The organism is Ruegeria sp. YS9 (assembly GCF_024628725.1).
Lineage (GTDB): Bacteria > Pseudomonadota > Alphaproteobacteria > Rhodobacterales > Rhodobacteraceae > Ruegeria > Ruegeria atlantica_C.
This window is the reverse complement of record NZ_CP102410.1, coordinates 539,328-562,081: the sequence shown is the minus strand read 5'-3', so window position 1 is coordinate 562,081 and position 22,754 is coordinate 539,328. Positions and strand designations below refer to the sequence as shown.

Genomic DNA, 22,754 nt, shown 5'->3' with positions numbered 1-22,754 from the left:
GTCTTGGATGGGGCGGGCGATACGGGCGGATCAGCGCCCCTGTCGCCCCCAATCCTGATCCTGCATTTCCCGCAGGCGCGATGCCGTGCGTTCAAATTCGAAGGTTCCTTCACCTTCGACATACAGCATCTCTGGTTCGGCCGCAGCCGAACAGATCAAACGCACCCTGGCTTCGTAAAGTGCATCGATCAGGGTGACAAAACGCTTGGCTTCGTTGAAATTGTTCCGAGACAGGCGCGGGATGTCCTCAAGCACCAGCACCTTCACTTCTTCCGCAATCGCCAGATAATCGCCCGGTCCCAACATGCGGCCACACAGATCATAGAAGGAAGCCCGCGCCACCCCGTTGCGAAAGGCGGGCAATTCAACGGCCCGACCTTTGACGTGCAACACAAGCGGATCAGCGGGCCCACCGGCAAGATCTGTCCAGACCTGCCGGATTTTTTGCCGGGCTTCTGGGCCAATCGGAGTGAAATAGACCGGGGCACCCTCCAACCGGTTCTGCCGATAGTCCGTAGGCGACACCAACTCCCACACCTGCAACTGCTCTTTGATATGCGCGATGAACGGCAGAAACAGCTGCCGGTTCAGCCCATCCTTGTACAGATCGTCGGGATGCCTGTTCGACGTGGTAACCACGACCACGCCGCCCTCGTGCAACAAGTCAAACAGCCGCCCGACGATCATCGCGTCCGTAATGTCGGTGATCTGCATTTCGTCAAATGCGAGCAAGCGAACTGAGTTGACCACCTCCTTCGCCACCGGTACCAAGGCATCCTCGACATTCTGTTGCCGGGCCTTGTGCATTCCAGCATGGATTTCCTGCATAAAGGCATGAAAATGCACACGCCGTGCCGGGATATTGCCCAGCGTATCGACGAACATGTCCATCAGCATCGATTTTCCACGCCCGACACCGCCCCATAGGTACAATCCTTTGGGGGGCGGAGGCGCCTTGCGGAAAAGCCCGCGTTTGACCGGCTTGGACAGTGCCGCCCGGATACGTTCGAATTGGGGCAGAACGGCCTCTTGCGCGTCGTCGCGTGTCAGGGTTCCGTCCGCGATGCGGGCCTCGTAAAGCGAAATAAGATCCGTCATGAATCCGAGCCTTACCCGTCACCTCGCCCGTTGAAAAGAAGCCATTTTTGGCGACACATCAATTTTGTTTATCCGTGTCCGCAAATCTGCTGAATTGACGGTGACACCAAAAGTAATACGGTCCTCCGGACGTAACGCCTGAGGTCCCATGTCCCAATCCGTCCGCTTGTTGAATCCGATTCTGATTGTCGGATGTATCATCATCACGGTCAGCTTCGCCGTGCGCGCTTCGTTCGGCGTATTCCAGATTCCGATAGCGGATGAGTTCGGCTGGCTGCGGACCGATTTTTCAATGGCGATTGCAGTTCAGAACCTGGCCTGGGGCATCGGGCAGCCGATCTTTGCTGCGATTGCCGAAAAGGTGGGCGATCGCCGAGCCATCATTCTTGGCGCTCTCACCTACGCGGCTGGCATGGTGCTGACGGCGTGGTCCGTTACGCCGTTCGAGCATCAGATATACGCTTGGCTGGTGGGTTTCGGCATCGCCGGAACCGGGTTTGGTGTGGTTCTGGCGGTTGTCGGTCGCGCGTCTACCGACGAAAACCGGTCCATGTCGCTGGCCATCGTTACCGCCGCGGGCAGCTTTGGGCAGGTTCTGGGGGCGCCAACCGCGGAATGGCTGCTGTCATTCCTGCCATGGCAGCACGTCTTTGTCGTGTTCGCCGTGGCGATTCTTGCGCTTGTGTTGACCTTGCCCTTTATGCGCGCACCACAGACGATCTCGAAGGCTGAACTGGAAGAAAGCATGAGCGAGATACTGGGCAAGGCGTTCCGCGATCCTTCCTACGCTCTCATTTTTCTGGGGTTTTTCAGTTGCGGATATCAACTGGGCTTCATCACCGCGCATTTCCCGGCATTCGTGACCGAGATGTGCGGGCCAATCCAGCCCGGAGGCGTACTGCACGCCATCGGGATCACCTCCACATCGGCCCTGGGTGCCGTGTCGATTTCATTGATCGGTCTGGCCAATATCGGCGGTACGCTACTGGCGGGCTGGGCCGGCAACCACTTTCCGAAAAAATATCTTCTGGCCGCAGTCTATACGGGCCGGACGATTGCCGCGGCTTTGTTCAACGTGTTTCCGATCACACCGCTTACGGTCATCGTGTTCTCGCTGGTGATGGGATCGCTTTGGCTGGCCACCGTGCCGCTGACTTCGGGTCTCGTCGCGCATCTTTACGGTTTGCGCTATATGGGAACGCTCTATGGTTTTATCTTCCTGAGCCACCAGATCGGCAGCTTTCTGGGTGTCTGGCTTGGCGGGCGCATGTATGACCAGTATGGCGACTACAACATGGTTTGGTGGATCGGGGTCGCGATCGGTGCCTTCAGCGCGATAGTACACCTGCCGATCCGCGAGAACCGAACAGCGGTTCCTGCCTGAGGCACAACGATACGCCACAGGCCGGGAACCAATCGGGTAAAGGCGTTACCGAAGTTCGGCTTCGGTGTTGCCGCCATCCACCGTCACGACATGACCGGTGGTGCGTTCCATCAGCGCCAGCGCAACAAAGGCATGCGCGACATGCTTTGCCTCGACTTCGCGGCCCAGCAGGTTGCCTGACATATAGGTCTCCTCGGAAACGCCACGTGCGGCAGCGCGTTCCTGAATGAACCCATCCGTCAGCAGGCCAGACCGAATTCGATCTGCATTCACCCCGTTCACACGGATTCCGTATTCGGCCAATTCAAGTGTCAACTGGCGCAACAGGAACAGGGTGGCGGCTTTTGGCGTGCCATAGGCCCCCATGTTCCGGCCCGGGTTGATCGCCTGTTTCGAGATATTGAACAGGATCTGACCGCCGCGGCCCTGAGCTTGCATCACTCGGGCAGCCTGTGTCGCAAACGCCTTGTGCGCGAAGAAATTCAGCTCGAAAGCCGCTCGGAATTCCTCGTCGTCAAGATCCAGCAACGCGCCCGAAGTCGCGGCCCCGGCATTCGATACCATTACATCGAGCCCACCAAACCGGTGTATCGCCGCCGCAATCGCGGCATCTGCGGCGCCTTTCTCGGTGACGTCGCAGGCATATGACGAATGCCACGTGCCAAGGGTCGATTTGGCATCTGCCAACGCCCGTTCATCCCGATCCACCAGAACGACATTTGCACCGGCATCAGCAAAGGCCTTGGCGGTCGCCAGACCTATCGCCCCAGCACCGCCGGTCACCATCACGATCTTACCCTGAAGCGGAGGCGCTGAGCTTTTGCCCAGCTTCGCCTGTTCCAAGGACCAGTATTCACAATCAAAGCGATCTTTTTCATTGATGGGGAAAAAACCGCCCGCGTCTTCGCCCACCGTTCGCACCCGCAGGTTTTGTTCCGCAAGATCCGCCGCTGCCGAGGCAGCCTTCGCGTTCGGGCCCATTCCCAGGATCCCCACACCCTCGATCCAGGCATGCTTGGGGTCTTGGGGCAACAGTTTCTTGGGTTCGTCGGCCTGCGGCGCCTGCCGTTCAAAGTATTCCCGATAGTCTTTGGCAAACTCTTCGACCTTTGCCTTGATCCGTGACCGTCCCCCGGATAGGTCCGGCGCCCGCAAAACAAGCGGGCAGCCTTTTGTCCGCAACACGTGATCCGGCGACGCCATGCCCCGCTGGGCCAGTGTATCAATGTCCGGACGATCAAAAAACCGCATCACTTCCGGCCCGTTGCGAAGGTCAAAAACCGGCATCGGGTCATCCCGTTGAGCCGCCACTTCGGCGATGACCCCGCGCAGGATCGGCAATACCTCAAGATTCTCAGCCGGATCGCGACGGCCAATTGTCGTCAGGTCCTTCATTCCGAAATAGGCAGCAACCTCGTTGGTATGCGCCACGATCCGGTCATAGCTTTCCTGCGCCGTCGCGCCGAACGTAAAATGCCCGTGCTGAAGCAGCAGAAGCCCTTCGACATTCGGGTTTTCGTCAAACACCTCGGCCGCCTTTTTGGCCAGCCCGAAGCCAGGCATGATATAGGGCACAATGCCCAATCGGTCGCCAAAAATCTCGCGGCAGACATCCTTGGCATTTGGCAGATTGGCGAGCACCAGAAAGGGTGTCGCGTGCGTGTGATCCACATATTTATGCGGCAGAAATGCATGCAACAGTGTTTCCACAGAGGGGTTCGGTGAACCCGATTCCAACAGATTGGCGCGCTGAACATTGACCATCTGCGCGTCTGACAGATGGTCCAATGCGCGCAGTTTCATCAAAGGATCAAGCCACACACCTGGCAGGCCCGGCGCCTCGATGCTGTCCAGATCCCACCCAGATCCCTTGACATGCAGAACGCGCTGCGGATCGCCGAACAGATCAGGGCGTTCCAGCTTGACCGACGTGTTGCCTCCACCGTGCATCAGGAGGTCCGGGTTCTGACCGATCAGCCGCGAGGTATAGACACGTTCGCCCAGCTCCTGATCTGCGGGATCTGTTCCGGCCCGATCCCGCCATTTCCGTGCCTCGTCGGCCCTGTACCAGTTTTCAATCATCATTCATTCTCAGCAAGTTAAGCGGGTGCATGATCCGCATGGGCGATTGCACAATTCAGGACTGTGCTAAACAAAGTGTTAACCAGCCCGTTCGGGAAACAACCGGGCAAGCCCGTCGGCAGAAGCCTCGCTGACTCCGCGCTCGGTGATAAGCCCCGTCACCAGCCGGTTTGGGGTGACATCAAAGGCAGGATTGCCACCTTCCGTGCCATCCGGCGTCACGCGTACATCCGAGATACTCCCCTGCCCATCAACCCCCATGACATGGGTGACTTCCCTGGCATCACGTTCCTCGATCGGGATTTCAGCCACACCGTCGCGAACGGTCCAGTCAATCGTGGGTGAGGGCAGGGCGACATAAAATGGCACACCGTTGTCCCGCGCAGCCAAAGCTTTCAGATAAGTCCCGATCTTGTTGCAAACATCACCTTGGGCCGTGGTTCGGTCCGTGCCCGTAATCACCAAATCAACCAGGCCGTGCTGCATCAAATGACCGCCGGCATTGTCCACGATGTAACGATGGGGAATGCCATGTTCGCCCAATTCCCAGGATGTCAGCGCGCCCTGGTTGCGCGGTCTGGTTTCATCCACCCAGACGTGCAGGGGGATGCCCGCGTCATGCGCGTGATACATCGGGCTTGTGGCCGTGCCCCAATCCACAGTCGCCAGCCATCCCGCGTTGCAATGAGTCAACAACCGTACCGGCTCACCGGCGGGTTTTCGGGCGGCGATATCCTTGATCAGTTCCAACCCGTGGCGGCCGATTGCGGCGTTGATCTCGACATCTTCGTCTGCAATCTCCTGTGCCAGCGACCAGGCGCGCTCGGCACGATCACCCGGAGCAAGCGGCATCAGCGCTTCTCGGCATCTGTCCAATGCCCAGCGCAGGTTGATGGCCGTGGGTCGGGTTGCATGCAAAACGTCAAACGCGGCGTCAAAGGAGGCTTCGGAGCTGTCCCGAGACATCTGCTCGGCAATTCCAAACGCAGCGGTCGCGCCAATCAAAGGTGCGCCCCTGACCCACATATCCCGTATCGCAGCTGCAAATTCATCAAGCGTTTTCAGGGTTACGACCCGAAAATCATGCGGCAACCACCTTTGGTCGATGATCCGAACCACGGCTTCCGGTTTGTCCCACCAAATAGACCGATAATGGGTGCCTTTTACTTTCATAACGCAGTCTCCGTATTCGAAAAGCCTGATCGGAATTCAAGCACAGGGTGCGTTCTAATGAGGTACTTGTAAACGGGCGTTTCGGAATTCGGGTCAGTATTTGATCGGGCAAAAGGAAAGATCATCCCTTTCTGGCAGCACGTATTTCCCGTTCCAGGGCGTCCAGAAACCGCGAGCGGTCGGCCTTGCCGAAGGGCCGCCCGCCGCCGCCGGTTCCCAACGGATTGGCCGCGCGCAGATCAGCCATCAAATCACGCATGGCCAGTTGCTGACCAATATTCGCCGCCGTGAAGGTTTCACCGTTCGGGCGCAGCACGCGCGCACCGGTTTCGACGCATTTTGCAGCCAAAGGGATATCGGACGTAATAACGACATCCCCCGCTCCACAACGTTCGGCAATCCATTTGTCGGCCTCATCGGCGCCTTCGGAAACGACAATGACCTGCACCAGCGGGTTGGCCGATGGTCGAAGCCCGCCATTGGACACCAGCGCCATCGGCACTTTGTGCCGGGTCGCGACCCGTTCGGCCTCGGCTTTTACAGGGCAGGCATCGCCATCGACATAAAGCGTCGTCACGCCTTCTTCGCCTCTTTCTTTGCCGGTTCCGCTGGTTTCTTTTTGACCTTGAATTCCTCGGGTATGGGCATACGGTTGAACGCATCCAGGCCCGCGATTTTATATGCTTCGGCAAGTGTCGGGTAGTTGAACGTGTTCTGAACGAAGTAGTCCACCGTACCTTTCAGGTTTAGCACGGCCTGCGCGATGTGAATCAGTTCAGTCGCGCCTTCACCGACGATCTGGACACCCAGCACCCTGCGGGTCTTGAGCGAGAACAGCATTTTCAACATGCCGTGTTCCAGCCCCATGATATGCCCGCGTGACGTCTCGCGGAATCGCGCGACACCTACCTCGTAGGGGATGTTGCGCTCCTGCAATTCTTCTTCCGACATTCCGCAGGTTGATATTTCGGGCACTGAATAGATGCCGTACGGATACCACGGGCTTTCCGGCAGCGTGGGCGTTTCAAGCGCGTGACAGGCAGCCACGCGCCCCTGTTGCAAAGAGGTCGATGCCAGCGACGGATGTCCGATCACATCGCCCGTGGCATAGATATGTGGCACAGCCGTTTGATAGGTCTTGCGGTCGACCTTGATCCGGTTGCGATGGTCCGTCTCCAGCCCGACGGCATCCAGATTGAGTTTGGACGTCGCTCCCATGCGTCCGGCCGCAAACAGAAGCATTTCAGCACGAACGTGGCGACCGTTGTCGAGTGTCACTTCCACATGCTCGCCGGCGTCTTCAATCTTCTCGACAGCCGAGCCCAAACGCAGGTCGACACCGTTTTCCCGGATCTGATGCGTAAAGTCGTGGATCAACCGGCTGTCGATGAAATCCAGAAACGTGTCGCGGGGTTCAATCAGCGTGACGCGCACGTCCAGGGCTGAAAACATCGTGGCATATTCCACACCAATGACCCCGGCACCGATGACAACCAGCGAGCGCGGAATCTCTGCCATTTCCAGAAATTCGTCACCATCCACCACCGTCTTGCCGTTGAACGGAACATAATCCGGGCGATAGGTTTTCGTGCCTGTCGCAATCAGGAACTTCGCGGCCGTCACGCGCGTTGTTTCTCCGGCATCGGTTGCGACTTCTACTTCGTGCGGTCCGACAAACCTGGCCAGACCGTCCAGAGTTTCGACGTGGTTCCGGTTGAACTGATGCTCCAACACGTCGACCTCGTGGTCGAGGGTCATATGCAGTCGGGCTTTCAGATCCTCTGCCCGGATCTGATCCTTTACCCGGTAGGAACGCCCGTAAAAGCTGCGTTCGCGCCAGCCCGACAGGTTCAGCACCGTTTCGCGCAGGGTCTTGGACGGAATTGTACCGGTATGGACAGAGACGCCACCAAAACGGTCTTTGCGGTCGATGACCAGCACGCGCCGTTTCAGTTTGCCCGCCTGAATTGCCGCAGAACGCCCAGAAGGCCCTGAGCCTATGATGATCAGGTCATAATCGTAATTGCTCATTCCTCAGTCTCCGTACAGGGCCTCGGCATGGAAGATGACGTGATCTTCCATAAACGTGGACACAAAGAAGTACGAATGATCGTAACCCGGCTGGAAGCGATACGTCGCTTGCTGGCGGCGTTCGGCGATGGCTTGCGCCAATGCTTCGGGGCGCAGAAGATCCATGAACTGATCGTTTGCACCGGTGTCGATCAGGATCGGACCGTCGAAACCGGTTTTCTTCATCAACAAAGATGCATCGTGTTTTGCCCAAAGCGCTTCGTCGTCACCGAGATAGGCGCTCAGCTGTTTGCGGCCCCAATCCGCTCCGGTCGGGTTCGAGATCGGCGCAAAGGCTGACACCGAACGGAAGCGTCCCGGCAGGTTCATGGCAAGTGTCAGGGCGCCGTGACCCCCCATGGAATGGCCCGTAATGGCCTGGCGTTCGCTGTCGATGGCGAAGTTTTCGAACAGCAGGGCGGGCAGCTCTTCGGCAACATAGTCCCACATCCGGAAATGAGGCGCCCATGGTTTCTGTGTCGCGTTCACATAGAATCCCGCGCCCTGACCCAGATCGTAATCCTCATGATCCGCGACACCTTCGCCACGCGGTGACGTATCCGGAAACACCACGGCAATTCCCTGTTCCGCGGCCCACGCCTGAGCCCCGGCTTTGGTCATTGCGTTTTCATGGGTGCAGGTCAATCCCGACAAATACCAAAGAACCGGGACCGGGCCGTCTTTGGCCTCGGCTGGAAGAAACAGGCCAAAAGTCATGTCACACTTGCACGACGAGGAGGCGTGGCGGTACACGCCCTGCACACCGCCGAAACAGGCATTTTCCGAAAGGGTTTCCATCAGGCACCGTCCTTATTTTCGAGTCGCAACATGGCTAACGATCCGCGGACCCGGCGTAAAGTCCGTGCGCCTTCGGTGAGAGTATTTTTCGAAAAGGTGAAGGTCAGAAAGTGCCCGCCCAGGCGATCACCATCGGCACGGTGAGAATACTGACGATCGTGGATAGAAGGATTGCCGCCGACGCGCGATGCGGGGCAATGCCGTAATGCGCAGCCAGCATGTAAACATTGCCCGCAACAGGTAAAGCCGCGGCAGAGATGGCTACAGTTGCCGGAAAAGTTTCAATCGGTATCAGCCATAGCAGTGCGACCGCGACGCAGGCCGGATGGATCACCAATTTGCAGAAACTCAACCAAGCCGCGATCTGGACACGTTCAGCCGACTTGCCTGCCAATGATGCGCCAATGGCGAACAATGCTCCGGGAGTTGCGGCACCGCCGAGAATGGTCAGAAAATCGCCAAGAGGTTCAGGAACAGGTATTTTCAGCGAGGACCAGATGAGACCGGCCGAGATGGATACGATCATGGGATTCCGGACCAAACCCATTCCGATCAGCTTGAAGGTGGTCGGGGTCAATTTACCGTCACGGCCGCCATTGATCAGGATCACGATCAGGGATGAAAACACCACCAGATCGACGGTCAGGACCAGCATCACGGGTCCAATCGCAGCCTCGGAGAACAAAAGAGCAAGCATGGGCAGCCCCAGGAACCCGACATTGCCGATGGCCGCGCACTGAGCTTCGACCGCGGCGGTCGGGATGTCGAGCCCGCGCAGCCAGGCGATGGCCGATGCCAGAACGTATACGGTCACGGTTCCCAGCAGATATCCAAGGATGAGCCGGGCATTGAAAATCTCGGCAAAGGGAAGGGTGGCTGCAAAGCGAAACAGCATCGCTGAAAGCGCAAAGTAAAAGACGAACTTGGTCAGATAGGCCGTGGCTTCAGCCGTGAAGAACCGCGTGCGCCCCGCCCAAAAGCCCAGGCCGATGATCGCGAAAAACGGAAGGGTGCGCAGAAAGATTTCGACCATGGGCCAAGTCCTAGCACGGTTTGAACGCGCTGCAAGTACCCGACATCAAAGCAAATGCATCGTCAGCTTCGCTGAAATATTCGAGAATCGTTGTATCTAAACCGAACGGTTTATAAACTGGCGCAGTTATCGATCGAGGAGACGACATGACCCAGACTGCCACCATCCTGCGCACCGGCCGGAAATTCGATCAGGTTCTGCGCGGGGCTCGAGAGGTTTTCATGGCGGATGGGTTTGAAGGGGCAAGTGTGGATGACATCGCTCGCGCAGCCGGTGTGTCAAAAGCAACGCTCTACAGTTACTTCCCTGATAAGCGCCTTTTGTTCATGGAAGTCGCCCAAACAGAATGCTGCCTGATGGCCGAGCGGGTCATCTCGATGATCGACGAAACCAAGCCGGCCCGCGAAGTGCTTCAGATCACGGCGACACAGCTGACCAGATTTCTTGTGTCAGATTTCGCGCAACAGGTTTTCAGGATCTGCGTTGCCGAACGCGACAGGTTCCCCGAACTGGGTCGCGCGTTCTATGAGGCGGGGCCACAAAATGGCCAGCGACAGATGGCCGAGTATCTGGAAAAAGCCGTGGCCAAGGGCGAATTGGCCATTGATGATGTACATATCGCTGCCGAGCAGTTTTCCGAACTGTGCAAAGTGCGGATCTGGACCCGGGCGGCTTTTGGCATTCAGAACACCTTCACCCAGGAAGAAATAGATCAGGTTGCTGCTCAGGCTGTCGACATGTTTCTTGCCCGTTACGGGGTCTGACCCACAAAAGTGATGGCCCGCGCCCGGAACAGGGGCGCAGACCACCGCTCACTCACCAAAACACTCGATACACAACAGTTTAAAGCTGTAAGTCTTGTAAAACCGTTTACTCGATGAAAGTTCCGGTCAGACTGTCGCTGACAGGCTGTGCCGGATAAGCAATCACCGCGCGTTCGCCTGTGTTGACGAACAGGTCTGCGGGCTGGCCGGGGTCCAACTTCAAATCCGCCGCTTCGCCGGATTGCTGATCGTTCAGTTTGACCCGGGCTTTTGAAAGATCCCGCAAGTATGTTCACTTTCCAATGCGTTAGCCGAGATATCAAAGATAACACCTCGGGCCTCGGGCACATCGGCCTGCGCGAAAGGGGGCAAACTGACCTGCCCCGGAAACGTCCCTCGTTCTGATGTAGAGCTTGTTTGGCTTTGGAAGGCGCAAATGAATGCGAAAAAGCTGTTTCACGAAAGCCCGGATCATCGGGATGGACCCGTCACGCTTTCGTGCCGCTCCGATTGCTTGCTATTGCAGCCTTTGCATTGAAGGCCAAAGGGCTTTTCCAGCCGAGGGCCGAGTGCCTGCATCGTCGATTGTAGAAGCCGTTGAAACATTCGAAGATTGCGATCTCGGTGTCTCGACACGTTTTTCAGGATTGCTGCCACAACAGCTCAGCTTTGATCGCCTTGAAGAAGGTTTCGACCATTGCCCGGCAGGCTCATGTATAGCATTCTTTCCAGAGGCGGGCGGCGTTATCATAGCAGTTGCTGGTTCTGGCTGAGCGGACGATCGCGGTAAGCGCGATACCCTCTTGGACTGACATCCATGATCTGGCACAGCCGCTCGACAGGGAGGATGTCGGAGGTCTTGGCGATGAAAGCAAACCTCTTTTGCTTTACTCCGCAAAGAACTTGGTGGCAATTTTTAGCTCCTCTCCATCTTAAGCATGCGGTTCTTTTTCCGCAGTTCCGCGACCTCGCGCTCGAGATCAGACTGGGCGGACGGCTTCTCAGGATTGCGCCGATCCTGCTGGATCAAACGGCTCAGCGTCGAGAAGCCAAATCCAAAATCCGTTGCAACCTGCTTTCGCGGCAGGCCGCTGGTTAACCTTACCCGCACTGCCTCCGCGCAAAACCCCGGGACAGGACCGGATAGACTGGCTTTAGGATCGAAATATCATCTTTCGGAAGGGTCAAAGGGGCTATGACTGCAGTAAGGAAGCTATGTTCGAAACAGTAAGGTTTTCACCACCATAAAAACCTGTTCAGCGCGTTGGCCTCAATACGTGGTGCGCATCTGGTATCCCTGATGGAAAGTCATGCGCACGAATGTAACGGGATCGCTGCGAAACCAGGTCGTGCGTTCCAGCTGAAACAACGGAGTGCCGGGCGGTACGGCTAGGAACTCCTGCAAATGCCCTGTTGCCGGGACCGCCGAGAAGGCAATTTCAGCGTTTGAAAACGGCACCTCGGACAGCAGCCATTCATTCGGCCCGGTGGTCAGGAAATCTTCGTCGAGAACCTGAGGCACGGTGCTGACGTTGATCCAGCGTTCCTCGAACTGGAACGGACGGTTGTCGGCGTGGTGCATGCATTGCAGATGGACGACCTGCGCGCCTTCGGGAATGCTCAGCTTTGCCTGCAACCACGCGGGGCAGTCGATCAGTGTTCGGCTGACCAAAGCATAGCGGTATTCGGCATTCATTTCTTCGATGGTCTGCCGAACGACAGTGATTGGCAGCTTCGCCTGCTTTACCGGCGTGGTCACAACACGCGTGCCACCTTTGCGTTTGCGGGTGACAATGCCTTGTTCGGCAAGTTCCCGCAGCGCCCGATTGACCGTCGCCCGTGCAACGCCGAATTCGGCTGCCAATTCCATCTCGGTGGGCAACAGACTGCCCTGCGGCCAGACACGGGTTTGAATGCGGTTCACGACTTCGTCCCGAATGTCCTGGAAACCTAGATGTTTTTGATCGGTCACGTGGTGTTCATCCAATTACGTACAAACATATTGGTATTATGAGGCCATTTTTGTCAGCCCGTAAAGGCGGCAGCAAGCTCAAAGCCTCGGCATGAGATCAGCCATGGCCCGCCGATAGTCAGATACGATCCGATCCCGTGCAATATGACGGCCCCGGCGTACCTGATGGCGGCCAGCCGACCACAGATCTGTCACTACGTGATCCTTCGCGGCAAAGACCAACCCGTCGAGCAACTGTTCAGGACGCAGGGCGCAAAGCGCAGGGTCCTGACTGTCAATGGCAACAAGATCCGCCAGCATCCCTTCTGCGATCTGACCCGCCGCGCGCCCCAGGGCTTGCGCGCCACCCAAAGCCGCATTGCAATACAGTGTCTGTCCAACCGAACCGTCCCCTTCGACCAGAACATTCCGCGACAGGTCTCGCAGGCGTTGGGAATACTCCAGCGTACGCAGTTCCTCTGTCGTCGAAATCAAAATGTTTGAATCCGACCCAACTCCGAAACGACCACCGGCTTCAAGAAAGACGGCGCCATTGAAGGGGCCATCCCCCAAATTGGCCTCGGTGATCGGGCAAAGCCCCGCGACCGCGCCGGTTGCCGCCATATCGCGGGTTTCCTTTTCCGTCATATGTGTGGCGTGGATGAGGCACCAGCGTTGGTTTACCGGCGCATTGTTCAGCAGCCATTCCACCGGGCGGGCGCCCAGACCCTCGTGAACCTGCGCAACCTCCATCGGTTGTTCCGCTATGTGAATGTGGACAGGTCCCGTCTTTTTTGCGTCCAGAACCCCGGCAAGATCTTGCGGTGACGTCGCGCGCAAGGAATGCGGGGCAATGCCTATCTGACAGTCATCCGGCAGATCGCCCAGTGCCGCTTGTGCTTGCTCGACCAACGCCAGATAGCGGTCCACGTCATTGCCAAATCGTTGTTGACCCGCTTCCAACGGCTGCTCGCCGACCCCCGCATAGGAATAAAGTACGGGCAGATGCGTCAGCCCTATTCCCGTCTCGGCCGCAGCAGCCATGATCCGCTGAGACAGCTCTGCAAGATTGGCATAGGGTGTGCCGTCTGGCTGGTGATGCAGATAATGGAATTCACCAACCGAGGCGTAACCTGCTTCCTGCATCTCCATATAGACCCGTGCGGCGATCGCCTGCACCTGATCGGGCGTCAGGTGCGCGGTGAAACGATACATCAGTTCCCGCCATGTCCAGAAACTGTCGCGTCCTGCCATGCGGTATTCGGTCATCCCAGCCATCGCGCGCTGGAACGCGTGGCTGTGCAGATTGGCCAGCGCAGGCAGCAAAGTGTCGACGCATGTATCGCCATCTTGCGCCGTCGCGCCCTGTTGCAGCGACGCTATCAGACCTTCCTTGACTTCTACCCGCAGGTTCGAAGTCCAACCGGTGCTCAACAATGCGCGATTAGCGAAGACAGCCATTTTTCACCTCATTTTATGCATAGACATATAAATGATAGAAATGTACTAGAAAAGAAGGAAATGCACGGAGGTTGCGAGTCACATGCAGACGCAAACGCGGGTTTTGACGGATCTTGACGCTGCAACGATGACCGAAGGCGGCGCGCCATACGGTTTGGTTCCGAATGCCGCGATCGCGTTGCAGGACGGGCAAATCGCATGGATCGGAGCTGTCGCTGACCTTCCTTCAAGATTCGCCGATCAGCCGAGGACTCGACTCGGTGGACGCCTGGTTACGCCTGCGTTGATCGATTGCCACACTCATGTGGTTCACGGTGGCCATCGCGCCGCAGAATTCGAAATGCGCCTGAACGGCGCGAGCTATGAAGAGGTTGCCCGCGCCGGGGGTGGAATCATCTCGACCGTAAAGGCCACGCGCGCGGCCGGCGTAGAGGAACTGGTCGCGCAAGCATTGCCGCGAGTTGATGCGATGCTGGCCCAAGGAGTATCGGTCATCGAAGTGAAGTCCGGTTACGGGTTGGATGACGATACCGAATTGAACATGTTGCGCGCGGCTCGGGCGTTGCCGGATCATCGTCCCGTCCGCGTTCTGACCAGCTTTTTGGGGGCGCATGCGGTGCCTCAGGACTATAAGGGCAGGGCGTCGGACTATATTCATCAGGTCTGCATTCCCACGCTTCGCGCCGCTCATGCCGAGGGATTGGTCGATGCGGTCGATGCCTTCTGCGAAGGCATCGCCTTTCAACCCGAAGAGTTGATCCCACTGTTTGAAGTCGCGACAGATCTTGGCCTGCCGATCAAGATCCACGCCGAGCAATTGTCGAATTTGGGCGGCGCAAAACTGGCTGCCGGATACGGCGCGCTTTCGGCAGATCATATAGAATACCTTGACGAAGCAGGTGTTCAGGCCATGGCGCGGGCCGGAACCGTAGGCGTCATTTTGCCGGGTGCGTTCTACACGCTGCGCGAAACACAGGCGCCACCGATTGACCTGTTGCGCCAGCACGGTGTGCCCATGGCGCTTGCTACGGATTGCAACCCCGGTTCGGCGCCGATGACCTCGTTGCTGCTTGCGATGAACATGGGCTGCACCCTGTTTCGCATGACGCCAGAGGAGGCCCTTAAGGGCGTAACGACCCACGCAGCCCGCGCTCTCGGGTTGGCTGACTGCGGTCAGATCTCAGTCGGGCATCGCGCCGATCTGGCGGTTTGGAATGTCGAACACCCTGCGGAACTGGCCTATCGCATCGGCTTCAACCCTCTTCATACTCGCATATTCGGAGGTGTATTTTGACGACGCTCACCCTTACCCCGGGCACCGTTACCCTGTCGCAGCTGGAACAGGTCTTTCGCGAAGAGCGCGCTGTTCAACTGGACCCCGCCTGCCGCCCGGCCGTCGAAGAAGCGCACAAGCGCATCGCCGATGCGGCGGCGGGAGAGGCCGCCGTATATGGCGTGAACACAGGGTTCGGGAAACTGGCCAGCGTCAAAATCGCGGCCGAGGACACAGCAACCTTGCAGCGCAACCTGATCCTCAGCCATTGCTGCGGTGTGGGCCCTGCGATCCCGCGCAACCACGCAAGGTTGATGATGGTTCTGAAGTTGCTGAGCCTTGGTCGCGGGGCCTCGGGGGTTCGGCCAGAGGTGATCACCCTGCTGGAAGGGATGTTGTCCAAGGGTGTGACCCCGGTGATCCCGGCGCAGGGTTCGGTCGGGGCTTCGGGCGATCTTGCGCCCTTGTCCCACATGGCTGCCGTCATGATGGGCGCTGGTGAGGCCGAATTCGGTGGCGATGTGATGCCCGGTGCCGTTGCGCTGTCCAAAGCGGGTCTGCAACCCATCGAATTGGGCCCCAAAGAAGGGCTAGCGTTGATCAATGGCACCCAGTTTTCGACGGCCTTTGCACTGGCCGGCCTGTTTGGCGCATGGCAGGCGGCGCAAAGCGCGCTGGTTACCTCGGCGCTGACGACGGATGCGATCATGGGATCGACCGCCCCGTTGCAACCGGAAATCCACACGCTGCGCGGGCATCGCGGGCAGATCGAGGCCGGCGTGACCATGCGAGCGCTACTGGCCGGGTCGGTCATTCGTGAAAGCCATCGGGATGGCGATACCCGCGTTCAGGATCCTTATTGCATCCGCTGTCAGCCTCAGGTGGTGGGCGCCGCGATGGATGTGCTGAGGCAGGCCGCGACAACGCTGGAAATCGAGGCCAACGCGGCGACGGATAATCCTCTGGTTCTATCGGAAACCGGCCTGATCGTTTCGGGCGGGAATTTTCATGCCGAACCGGTTGGGTTTGCTGCAGACATGATTGCGCTTGCCGTGGCCGAGATCGGGGCAATTGCGCAACGCCGCATTGCGTTGATCGTCGACCCTGCGCTCAGCTTTGATCTGCCGCCGTTTCTGACGCCCAATCCGGGCCTGAATTCGGGCTACATGATCGCCGAGGTGACGACCGCCGCACTGATGAGCGAAAACAAGCATCTGGCCAATCCGTGCGTGACGGACTCGACGCCCACATCGGCCAATCAGGAAGATCACGTTTCGATGGCGGCTCATGGCGCGCGGCGGTTGGGGCAGATGGTTGCCAATCTGGAACGTATTCTGGGGGTCGAACTGCTCTGTGCCACACAAGGTGTCGAATTCCGTGCGCCGCTACACACGAGCGAAACGTTGCAGGCCGTGATGGCACGGCTGCGTGCCGAGGTGCCAGCCTTGGGAGATGATCGCTATATGGCGACCGAGATCGAAGCAGCCTCGGCCCTGATTGCCAGTGGCGAGATTGCCCAAGGCACGGGCATCGCCATGCCGGAACTTGGCGCATGAGCGGCCCGGTCGAAATCACACGTGGTGAAAGCCCCATTGTGCTGGGTCTGCCGCATACCGGCACTTATGTGCCCGCCACGATCGAGGCCAAGTTGAATGCGCGGGGCAGGGCATTGACGGATACGGATTGGAATATTCACACCTTGTATGAAGGACTTCTGCCCGGTGCGACCACGGTTCGGGCGACCTTCCACCGATATGTGATTGACGCCAACCGGGACCCGTCGGGCGTGTCGCTTTATCCCGGTCAGAACACGACAACCCTTGTGCCGCTGACGGATTTCGACGGCCAGGGCATCTGGGACATCCCGCCTTCCGGAAAGGATATCCTCGAACGACGGGAAGCTTTCCATGCGCCGTATCATGCCGCCCTGAAGGCCGAGCTGGAACGCGTGAAGGCGGCCCATGGGTTTGCGGTGCTGTATGATTGCCACTCGATCCGCAGCCATATTCCTTTTCTGTTCGAAGGTACTTTGCCCGATTTGAACATCGGCACGAACAATGGGGCGACCTGTGCACCGGAAATCGAAGCCATAACGCATGAGTTCGCGGCGTCCTCGCCCTATACGGCTGTTCTGAATGGGCGGTTCAAGGGCGGATGGACAACGCGCCACTATGGGCGCCCCTCGGAAGGGGTGCACGCGATCCAGATGGAGCTGGCTCAGTCGGCTTACCTGAGCGCCGAAGCGCCGCCCTGGACTTTTGATACCGACAAAGCCGACCGCCTGCGCCGTTGGCTCAAAGATATCCTTGACGCCATCCACGACACTGCATTGGAGCTTGCCCGATGACCGACCCTCGTAAAAACACCCGTGACATCTATCCCCCGACAGGGCCCGAACTGAACGCCAAAAGCTGGATGACCGAAGCCCCGATGCGGATGCTGATGAACAATCTGCACCCGGATGTGGCCGAGAACCCGCATGAGCTGGTTGTCTACGGTGGCATCGGCCGTGCCGCACGGACGTGGAAAGATTTTGATACCATCGTTGCCAGCCTCAAGGACCTGGAGGAAGATGAAACGCTTGTGGTGCAATCCGGCAAGCCGGTCGCCATCGTGCGGACGCATGCCGATGCACCTCGGGTGCTGATCGCGAACTCGAACCTCGTGCCGCATTGGGCCAACTGGGATCACTTCAACGAGCTCGATAAGAAGGGCCTGATGATGTACGGCCAGATGACGGCCGGTTCGTGGATCTATATCGGGACGCAAGGCATCGTTCAGGGCACTTACGAAACCTTTGCCGAGGCGGGACGTCAACACTATGACGGGAACCTGACCGGCAAGTGGATTCTGACTGGCGGTCTGGGCGGCATGGGTGGCGCGCAACCTCTGGCGGCGGTCTTTGCAGGGGCGTGTTGCCTGGCTGTCGAGTGCAATCCTGACAGCATCGATTTCCGCCTGCGCACCAAGTACCTCGACGAAAAAGCCGAGACGCTGGACGAAGCGCTCGAAATGATCGACCGCTGGACCCGGGCGGGCGAGGCGAAATCGGTCGGTTTGCTGGGCAATGCGGCCGAGATTTTCCCCGAGATCTACCGCCGCATGCAGGCGGGCGGCATGCGCCCCGATATCGTGACCGATCAGACCAGCGCCCATGATCCGGTCAACGGCTACCTGCCGCTGGGCTGGAGCATGGCGCAGTGGAAAGACAAGAGGGAAAGCGACCCCAAGGCCGTGGATAAGGCAGCCCGAGCGTCGATGAAACAACACGTGGCCGCCATGGTCGATTTCTGGAACGCGGGTGTGCCGACCTTAGACTATGGCAACAACATCCGGCAGGTGGCGCAGGACGAAGGCTTGGAAAACGCCTTTGCCTTCCCCGGTTTCGTGCCCGCCTATATCCGCCCGTTGTTCTGCCGTGGCATCGGCCCGTTCCGCTGGTGCGCGCTGTCGGGTGATCCCGAGGATATCTACAAAACCGACGCCAAGATGAAGGAACTTTTCCCCGACAACACGCATCTGCACAACTGGCTCGACATGGCACAGGAACGTATCGCGTTTCAGGGCCTTCCCGCGCGGATCTGCTGGATCGGACTGGGCGACCGCCACAAGGCCGGGCTGGCATTCAACGAGATGGTTAGGAATGGAGAATTGAAGGCACCGGTCGTCATCGGTCGTGACCACCTCGACAGCGGTTCGGTCGCGTCGCCGAACCGCGAAACCGAAGCCATGAAGGACGGCTCGGATGCCGTGTCGGATTGGCCGCTGCTGAACGCGCTGGTCAATACCGCCTCGGGCGCGACATGGGTCTCGCTGCACCACGGAGGCGGCGTTGGCATGGGTTTCAGCCAACATGCGGGTGTCGTGATTTGTGCCGACGGAACAGATGCAGCGGCCAGACGTCTCGAACGGGTTCTGTGGAATGATCCGGCTTCGGGCGTCTGGCGCCACGCAGATGCGGGTTACGAGGATGCCAAGGCCTGCGCACGTGAACACGGGCTGCGTCTGCCGGGGATTTTGGGCTGATTTGCCATTCATCTTTGAATTTGTCTGCATGGCTTAGCGCTAACGTCTCATTTTCCGGTTTCGAACCGGGGATGTTTCCGCTAGGGCTAAGCCGTTAAGCAGCCCGCCAGGCTAACGACAACTGACAAAGGTGGCTCGCCCGTTGCTCGATATTGCACAAGTCCGCACTGTTCTTTCGGACGTCTATGACCTTGCCCCATCGGCCACATTGGCCAATGAGATGAAAGACACGTTTGCCCGTATGGATCGTGTGATCAGCCCGCCGGATTGGGCGATCTATGCGCCTTATGTGCGAGCGATCAACGCGCTCAAGAAAGAGCGTAACGCCGTGATCCTTGGGCACAATTACATGACACCGGAAATCTATCATGGTGTGTCCGATTTCGTGGGTGACAGCCTGCAACTGGCGATCAAGGCCAGCGAGGTGGAAGAGGATGTGATCGTTCAGGCCGGGGTTCATTTCATGGCCGAGACATCGAAAATTCTGAGCCCCGGGAAAACTGTTCTGATGCCCGACATGGATGCAGGTTGTTCTTTGGCAGAATCGATTACTGCTGAAGGAATCGACGAAATGCGGGCCAAATACCCCGGCGCGCCGGTTGTGTCTTACGTGAACACCACAGCCGAGGTCAAAGCGGCCTCGGACATCTGCTGCACCTCGTCGAACGCCTTGCAGATCGTGAATGCGATGGAGAGCGACACGGTCATCATGACGCCGGATCAGTATCTGGCTCAAAACGTGGCCAATGAAAGCCACAAGAACGTGGTGTTCTGGCCCGGTTCCTGCATCGTGCATGAACAATACACCGCACAGGACCTGCGCGACTTCCGCGAATGGAACCCCGGAACACGCCTGATTGCGCACCCGGAATGCCCGCCGGATGTGGTGGCCGAGGCGGATTATTCTGGTTCAACCAGCGGTATCATCAAATATGTGCATGATGAGAAACCTGAAAAGGCGATGCTGATCACCGAATGTTCCATGGCGTCGAACATCGCCGATGAACTGCCCGAGGTCGATTTCGTAGGGCCGTGCAACATGTGCCCGTACATGAAAAAGATCACGCTTGAGAAGATCCTCTATGCCCTGCACACGATGGAAGGCCAGGTCGAGGTCGCCGAAGACGTGGCAGAGAAGGCTCGCAAATCCGTTCAGGCGATGATTGATCTGTCTCGTAAGCTCGGCATCTGATCGGCAATGACCGACATCACCACGGATCGCGTCATTATTGTCGGGGCCGGGATTGGCGCGCTTTATGCTGCGCTGAAACTGGCGCCGCGACCGGTGGTGATCATCTCGCCTGACCCGCTGGGCGAAGGCGCAAGTTCGGCATGGGCGCAGGGGGGCGTGGCGGCGGCGATGGACCTGGCCGACAGCCCGGAAAGCCACGCCGTTGACACCGTCAATGCCGGGGCTGGAACCGTCGAGCCTGACGTTGCGGATTTGGTGACGCGAGAGGCACGGGACTATATTCTGGACCTGACCACTTTAGGCACACCGTTTGATCGCACCGAGGGTGGCGGATATGTCCTGTCCCGAGAAGCCGCGCACAGTTTTGCTCGTGTCGTGCGGGTAAAGGGCGATCAGGCCGGCAGTGAAATCATGGCCGCCCTGATCGAACGAGTGCGCGAAACCCCTTCGGTGCAGGTGTTGGAAGGGGTTCTTGCCATTGCGTTGGAAGTGACGGAAGGGCGCGTGGTGGGCGTTGTTTTGCAGGACGCCTCGGAAAGCGGATCCGCGCCTGTGACGCTTCGTGCACCTGCCGTATTGTTGGCGGGTGGCGGTTCTGGCGGGCTTTATGCCCTGACGACCAATCCGGCCCGCATCCGCGGGCAGGTCATCGGAATGGCCGCACGGGCGGGGGCACTGATCGCCGACGCCGAATTCGTGCAGTTCCACCCCACCGCCATGGACGTAGGTGAAGACCCGGCCCCGCTGGCGACCGAGGCCCTGCGCGGAGAAGGGGCAATTCTGATAAACAAGCGTGGCGAGCGGTTCATGCAGGCCGTTCATCCTGATGCCGAGCTTGCCCCGCGCGACGTTGTGGCCCGCGCGATATTTGCCGAGGTGCAGGCCGGCAACCGCCCGATGCTGGATACCCGCAAGGCTTTGGGCGCGCAAATCAACGCGCTTTTCCCGGCGGTTGCCGCATATTGCGCGCGCAACGGAATCGATCCGGTCCGGGATGCGATCCCGGTCGCTCCGGCAGCGCATTACCACATGGGCGGGATTGCCACAGGCACTGATGGCCGCGCGACGCTGGATCGGTTGTGGGTGTGCGGCGAGGCGTCCTCGACCGGCCTTCACGGCGCCAACCGGCTGGCCTCGAACGGTTTGCTCGAAGCGTTGGTGTTTGCACGCATCTGTGCCGAGGACATTGCGCGTTCGATGCCGGACATATCCGGGTCGGAACCTGTGGCCCTTCGATTTGATCAAGCTGACATCTCTGATACGTCCGATGCAGTCAGTGTATTGCGCATGACCATGTCGCGCGATGTTGGCGTGGTCCGGGACCGCGCCGGGTTATGCCGGGCATTGCACAGGATTGCCACGCTCGAAGAGCAGCATGGCACATGCCCGTCCTTCAGAAACATGTGTGCCACAGCAACGCTGATCGCCGCGGCGGCATTGCAGCGCGAAGAAAGCCGCGGCGCGCATGAGCGATCCGACTTTCCGGAAACTGCCGACGGCCCCGGCAAGCGATCCCGGATGTATCTTAGCGACGCGCTGCACATTCGCGCCGAAGCCTGCAAGGAAATACCATGAGTTTTGCGACCCTGCCCGATCTGATCCTCGAACCCGCCATCCGCGCGGCGCTGATGGAGGATCTGGGAGCTTACGGTGATGTGACCACCCGCGCCGTGATCCCGCCCAGCACGACCTATACAGCCCGGCTGAATGCGCGCGAGGACGCCGTTGTTTCGGGCATGCAGGTGGCGACGATAGCGTTCCGGCTGGTCGACCCGACGCTTGAAGTTGAGGTGCTTGTCAAGGATGGCCAGTCCTGTCGGCGCGGCGACACGCTGATGACCATCAAAGGGTCTGCGGCCTCGATCCTGTCGGGTGAGCGGGTCGCACTGAATTTTGCCGGTCGCCTGACCGGCATTGCCACAAAAACTGCCACCTTTGTCCAGCAGACAAAGGGCACGAATGCCCGCATGACCTGTACCCGCAAAACCACGCCCGGACTACGCATCGTGGAAAAACAGGCCGTGCTGCATGGTGGCGGTTTCAATCATCGCTATTCGTTGTCCGACGCGATCCTGATCAAGGACAACCACATTGCCGCCGCCGGGGGTGTGCGTCAGGTTCTTGAGGCCGCCAAAGCGCAAGCCAGCCACATGATGGCCGTCGAGATCGAAGTCGATCGACTGGACCAGTTGGCCGAAGTCCTCAGGATTGGCGGCGCGTCCGTCGTATTGCTGGATAATATGGACAACGAGATGCTGCGCGAAGCGGTTGCCATGGTGGACGGGCGGATGAAGACCGAAGCCAGCGGTAATGTGACGTTGGACCGCGTCGCATCGATTGCGGCGACCGGGGTCGATTACATCTCGTCCGGGGCGCTGACGCATTCCGCCCGAACCGTTGATCTGGGCCTTGATTTCTGAAAAGCGCGGCATTTCCGCTTGATTTGGGA

The 22,754-nt window shown here is 58.8% G+C and carries 19 protein-coding genes and 1 pseudogene; 9 read left to right on the top strand and 11 right to left on the bottom strand.

Annotation, left to right across the window (positions count from 1 at the left end; genetic code table 11):
* Nucleotides 1–30: 30 nt before the first annotated feature.
* Nucleotides 31–1,098: a cell division protein ZapE gene (gene zapE / locus NOR97_RS18845; RefSeq protein WP_257601030.1), complete on the bottom strand. Its 1,068-nt coding sequence runs from the start codon at nt 1,096–1,098 to the stop codon at nt 31–33.
* A 148-nt stretch (nt 1,099–1,246) separates the two neighbouring features.
* Here zapE and NOR97_RS18840 point away from each other — a divergent pair, with 148 nt between their 5' ends.
* Complete coding sequence (locus NOR97_RS18840) at nt 1,247–2,482, top strand: MFS transporter (RefSeq protein ID WP_257601029.1); 1,236 nt, start codon at nt 1,247–1,249, stop codon at nt 2,480–2,482.
* Nucleotides 2,483–2,527: 45 nt separating this feature from the next.
* Here NOR97_RS18840 and NOR97_RS18835 read toward each other — a convergent pair whose 3' ends face one another.
* The 6 genes from NOR97_RS18835 to NOR97_RS18810 form a co-directional block, all read right to left on the bottom strand.
* On the bottom strand, nt 2,528–4,567 hold the full coding sequence (locus tag NOR97_RS18835) for a bifunctional aldolase/short-chain dehydrogenase (RefSeq protein WP_257601028.1): 2,040 nt from the start codon (nt 4,565–4,567) through the stop codon (nt 2,528–2,530).
* Between the two features lie 75 nt (nt 4,568–4,642).
* The gene (gene mtnA / locus NOR97_RS18830; RefSeq protein WP_257601027.1) at nt 4,643–5,737 is read right to left on the bottom strand and encodes an S-methyl-5-thioribose-1-phosphate isomerase; all 1,095 of its coding nucleotides are present in this window, start codon (nt 5,735–5,737) and stop codon (nt 4,643–4,645) included.
* Between the two features lie 121 nt (nt 5,738–5,858).
* A complete protein-coding gene (locus NOR97_RS18825; protein WP_170345296.1) occupies nt 5,859–6,314 on the bottom strand; it encodes a YaiI/YqxD family protein in 456 nt (151 codons plus the stop codon).
* Nucleotides 6,311–7,768, bottom strand: a complete 1,458-nt coding sequence (gene sthA / locus NOR97_RS18820; protein WP_170345297.1) for a Si-specific NAD(P)(+) transhydrogenase — start codon at nt 7,766–7,768, stop codon at nt 6,311–6,313. The genes NOR97_RS18825 and sthA overlap by 4 nt, the downstream gene beginning before the upstream one ends.
* Before the next feature lie 3 nt (nt 7,769–7,771).
* A complete protein-coding gene (gene fghA / locus NOR97_RS18815; RefSeq protein WP_257601026.1) occupies nt 7,772–8,605 on the bottom strand; it encodes an S-formylglutathione hydrolase in 834 nt (277 codons plus the stop codon).
* Nucleotides 8,606–8,708: 103 nt separating this feature from the next.
* Nucleotides 8,709–9,638: an AEC family transporter gene (locus NOR97_RS18810; RefSeq protein WP_170345299.1), complete on the bottom strand. Its 930-nt coding sequence runs from the start codon at nt 9,636–9,638 to the stop codon at nt 8,709–8,711.
* 146 nt (nt 9,639–9,784) lie between these two features.
* Here NOR97_RS18810 and NOR97_RS18805 point away from each other — a divergent pair, with 146 nt between their 5' ends.
* Entirely contained in the window at nt 9,785–10,402 is a 618-nt protein-coding gene (locus NOR97_RS18805) for a TetR/AcrR family transcriptional regulator (protein WP_170345300.1), read from the top strand.
* 106 nt (nt 10,403–10,508) lie between these two features.
* On the opposite strand, the gene NOR97_RS18800 is transcribed toward NOR97_RS18805, so the two are convergent.
* The 4 genes and pseudogenes from NOR97_RS18800 to NOR97_RS18785 form a co-directional block, all read right to left on the bottom strand.
* A complete protein-coding gene (locus tag NOR97_RS18800) occupies nt 10,509–10,688 on the bottom strand; it encodes a hypothetical protein (RefSeq protein WP_257601025.1) in 180 nt (59 codons plus the stop codon).
* A gap of 202 nt (nt 10,689–10,890) precedes the next feature.
* Nucleotides 10,891–11,513, bottom strand: a pseudogene (locus tag NOR97_RS18795) (hypothetical protein).
* 159 nt (nt 11,514–11,672) lie between these two features.
* Nucleotides 11,673–12,374, bottom strand: coding sequence for a GntR family transcriptional regulator (locus NOR97_RS18790; protein ID WP_257601024.1), 702 nt, complete (start codon nt 12,372–12,374; stop codon nt 11,673–11,675).
* 78 nt (nt 12,375–12,452) lie between these two features.
* The gene (locus tag NOR97_RS18785) at nt 12,453–13,814 is read right to left on the bottom strand and encodes a formimidoylglutamate deiminase (RefSeq protein ID WP_257601022.1); all 1,362 of its coding nucleotides are present in this window, start codon (nt 13,812–13,814) and stop codon (nt 12,453–12,455) included.
* A gap of 82 nt (nt 13,815–13,896) precedes the next feature.
* Between NOR97_RS18785 and hutI the strand changes: the two genes are divergently transcribed.
* From hutI to nadC, 7 genes are all read left to right on the top strand, one after another.
* Nucleotides 13,897–15,108: an imidazolonepropionase gene (gene hutI, locus NOR97_RS18780; RefSeq protein WP_257601021.1), complete on the top strand. Its 1,212-nt coding sequence runs from the start codon at nt 13,897–13,899 to the stop codon at nt 15,106–15,108.
* Nucleotides 15,105–16,643, top strand: coding sequence for a histidine ammonia-lyase (hutH, locus tag NOR97_RS18775; protein ID WP_257601020.1), 1,539 nt, complete (start codon nt 15,105–15,107; stop codon nt 16,641–16,643). The genes hutI and hutH overlap by 4 nt, the downstream gene beginning before the upstream one ends.
* Nucleotides 16,640–17,434, top strand: coding sequence for an N-formylglutamate deformylase (hutG, locus tag NOR97_RS18770; protein ID WP_257601019.1), 795 nt, complete (start codon nt 16,640–16,642; stop codon nt 17,432–17,434). Before hutH ends, hutG begins: the two co-directional genes overlap by 4 nt.
* Nucleotides 17,431–19,113, top strand: a complete 1,683-nt coding sequence (hutU, locus tag NOR97_RS18765; RefSeq protein ID WP_257601018.1) for a urocanate hydratase — start codon at nt 17,431–17,433, stop codon at nt 19,111–19,113. Before hutG ends, hutU begins: the two co-directional genes overlap by 4 nt.
* Nucleotides 19,114–19,255: 142 nt before the next feature.
* Complete coding sequence (nadA, locus tag NOR97_RS18760) at nt 19,256–20,305, top strand: quinolinate synthase NadA (RefSeq protein WP_224857128.1); 1,050 nt, start codon at nt 19,256–19,258, stop codon at nt 20,303–20,305.
* Nucleotides 20,306–20,311: 6 nt separating this feature from the next.
* Nucleotides 20,312–21,880 (top strand): L-aspartate oxidase, encoded by a 1,569-nt coding sequence (locus NOR97_RS18755; RefSeq protein WP_257601017.1) that lies wholly within the window; start codon nt 20,312–20,314, stop codon nt 21,878–21,880.
* Nucleotides 21,877–22,725 (top strand): carboxylating nicotinate-nucleotide diphosphorylase, encoded by an 849-nt coding sequence (gene nadC, locus NOR97_RS18750; protein ID WP_257601016.1) that lies wholly within the window; start codon nt 21,877–21,879, stop codon nt 22,723–22,725. Before NOR97_RS18755 ends, nadC begins: the two co-directional genes overlap by 4 nt.
* Nucleotides 22,726–22,754: the final 29 nt, after the last annotated feature.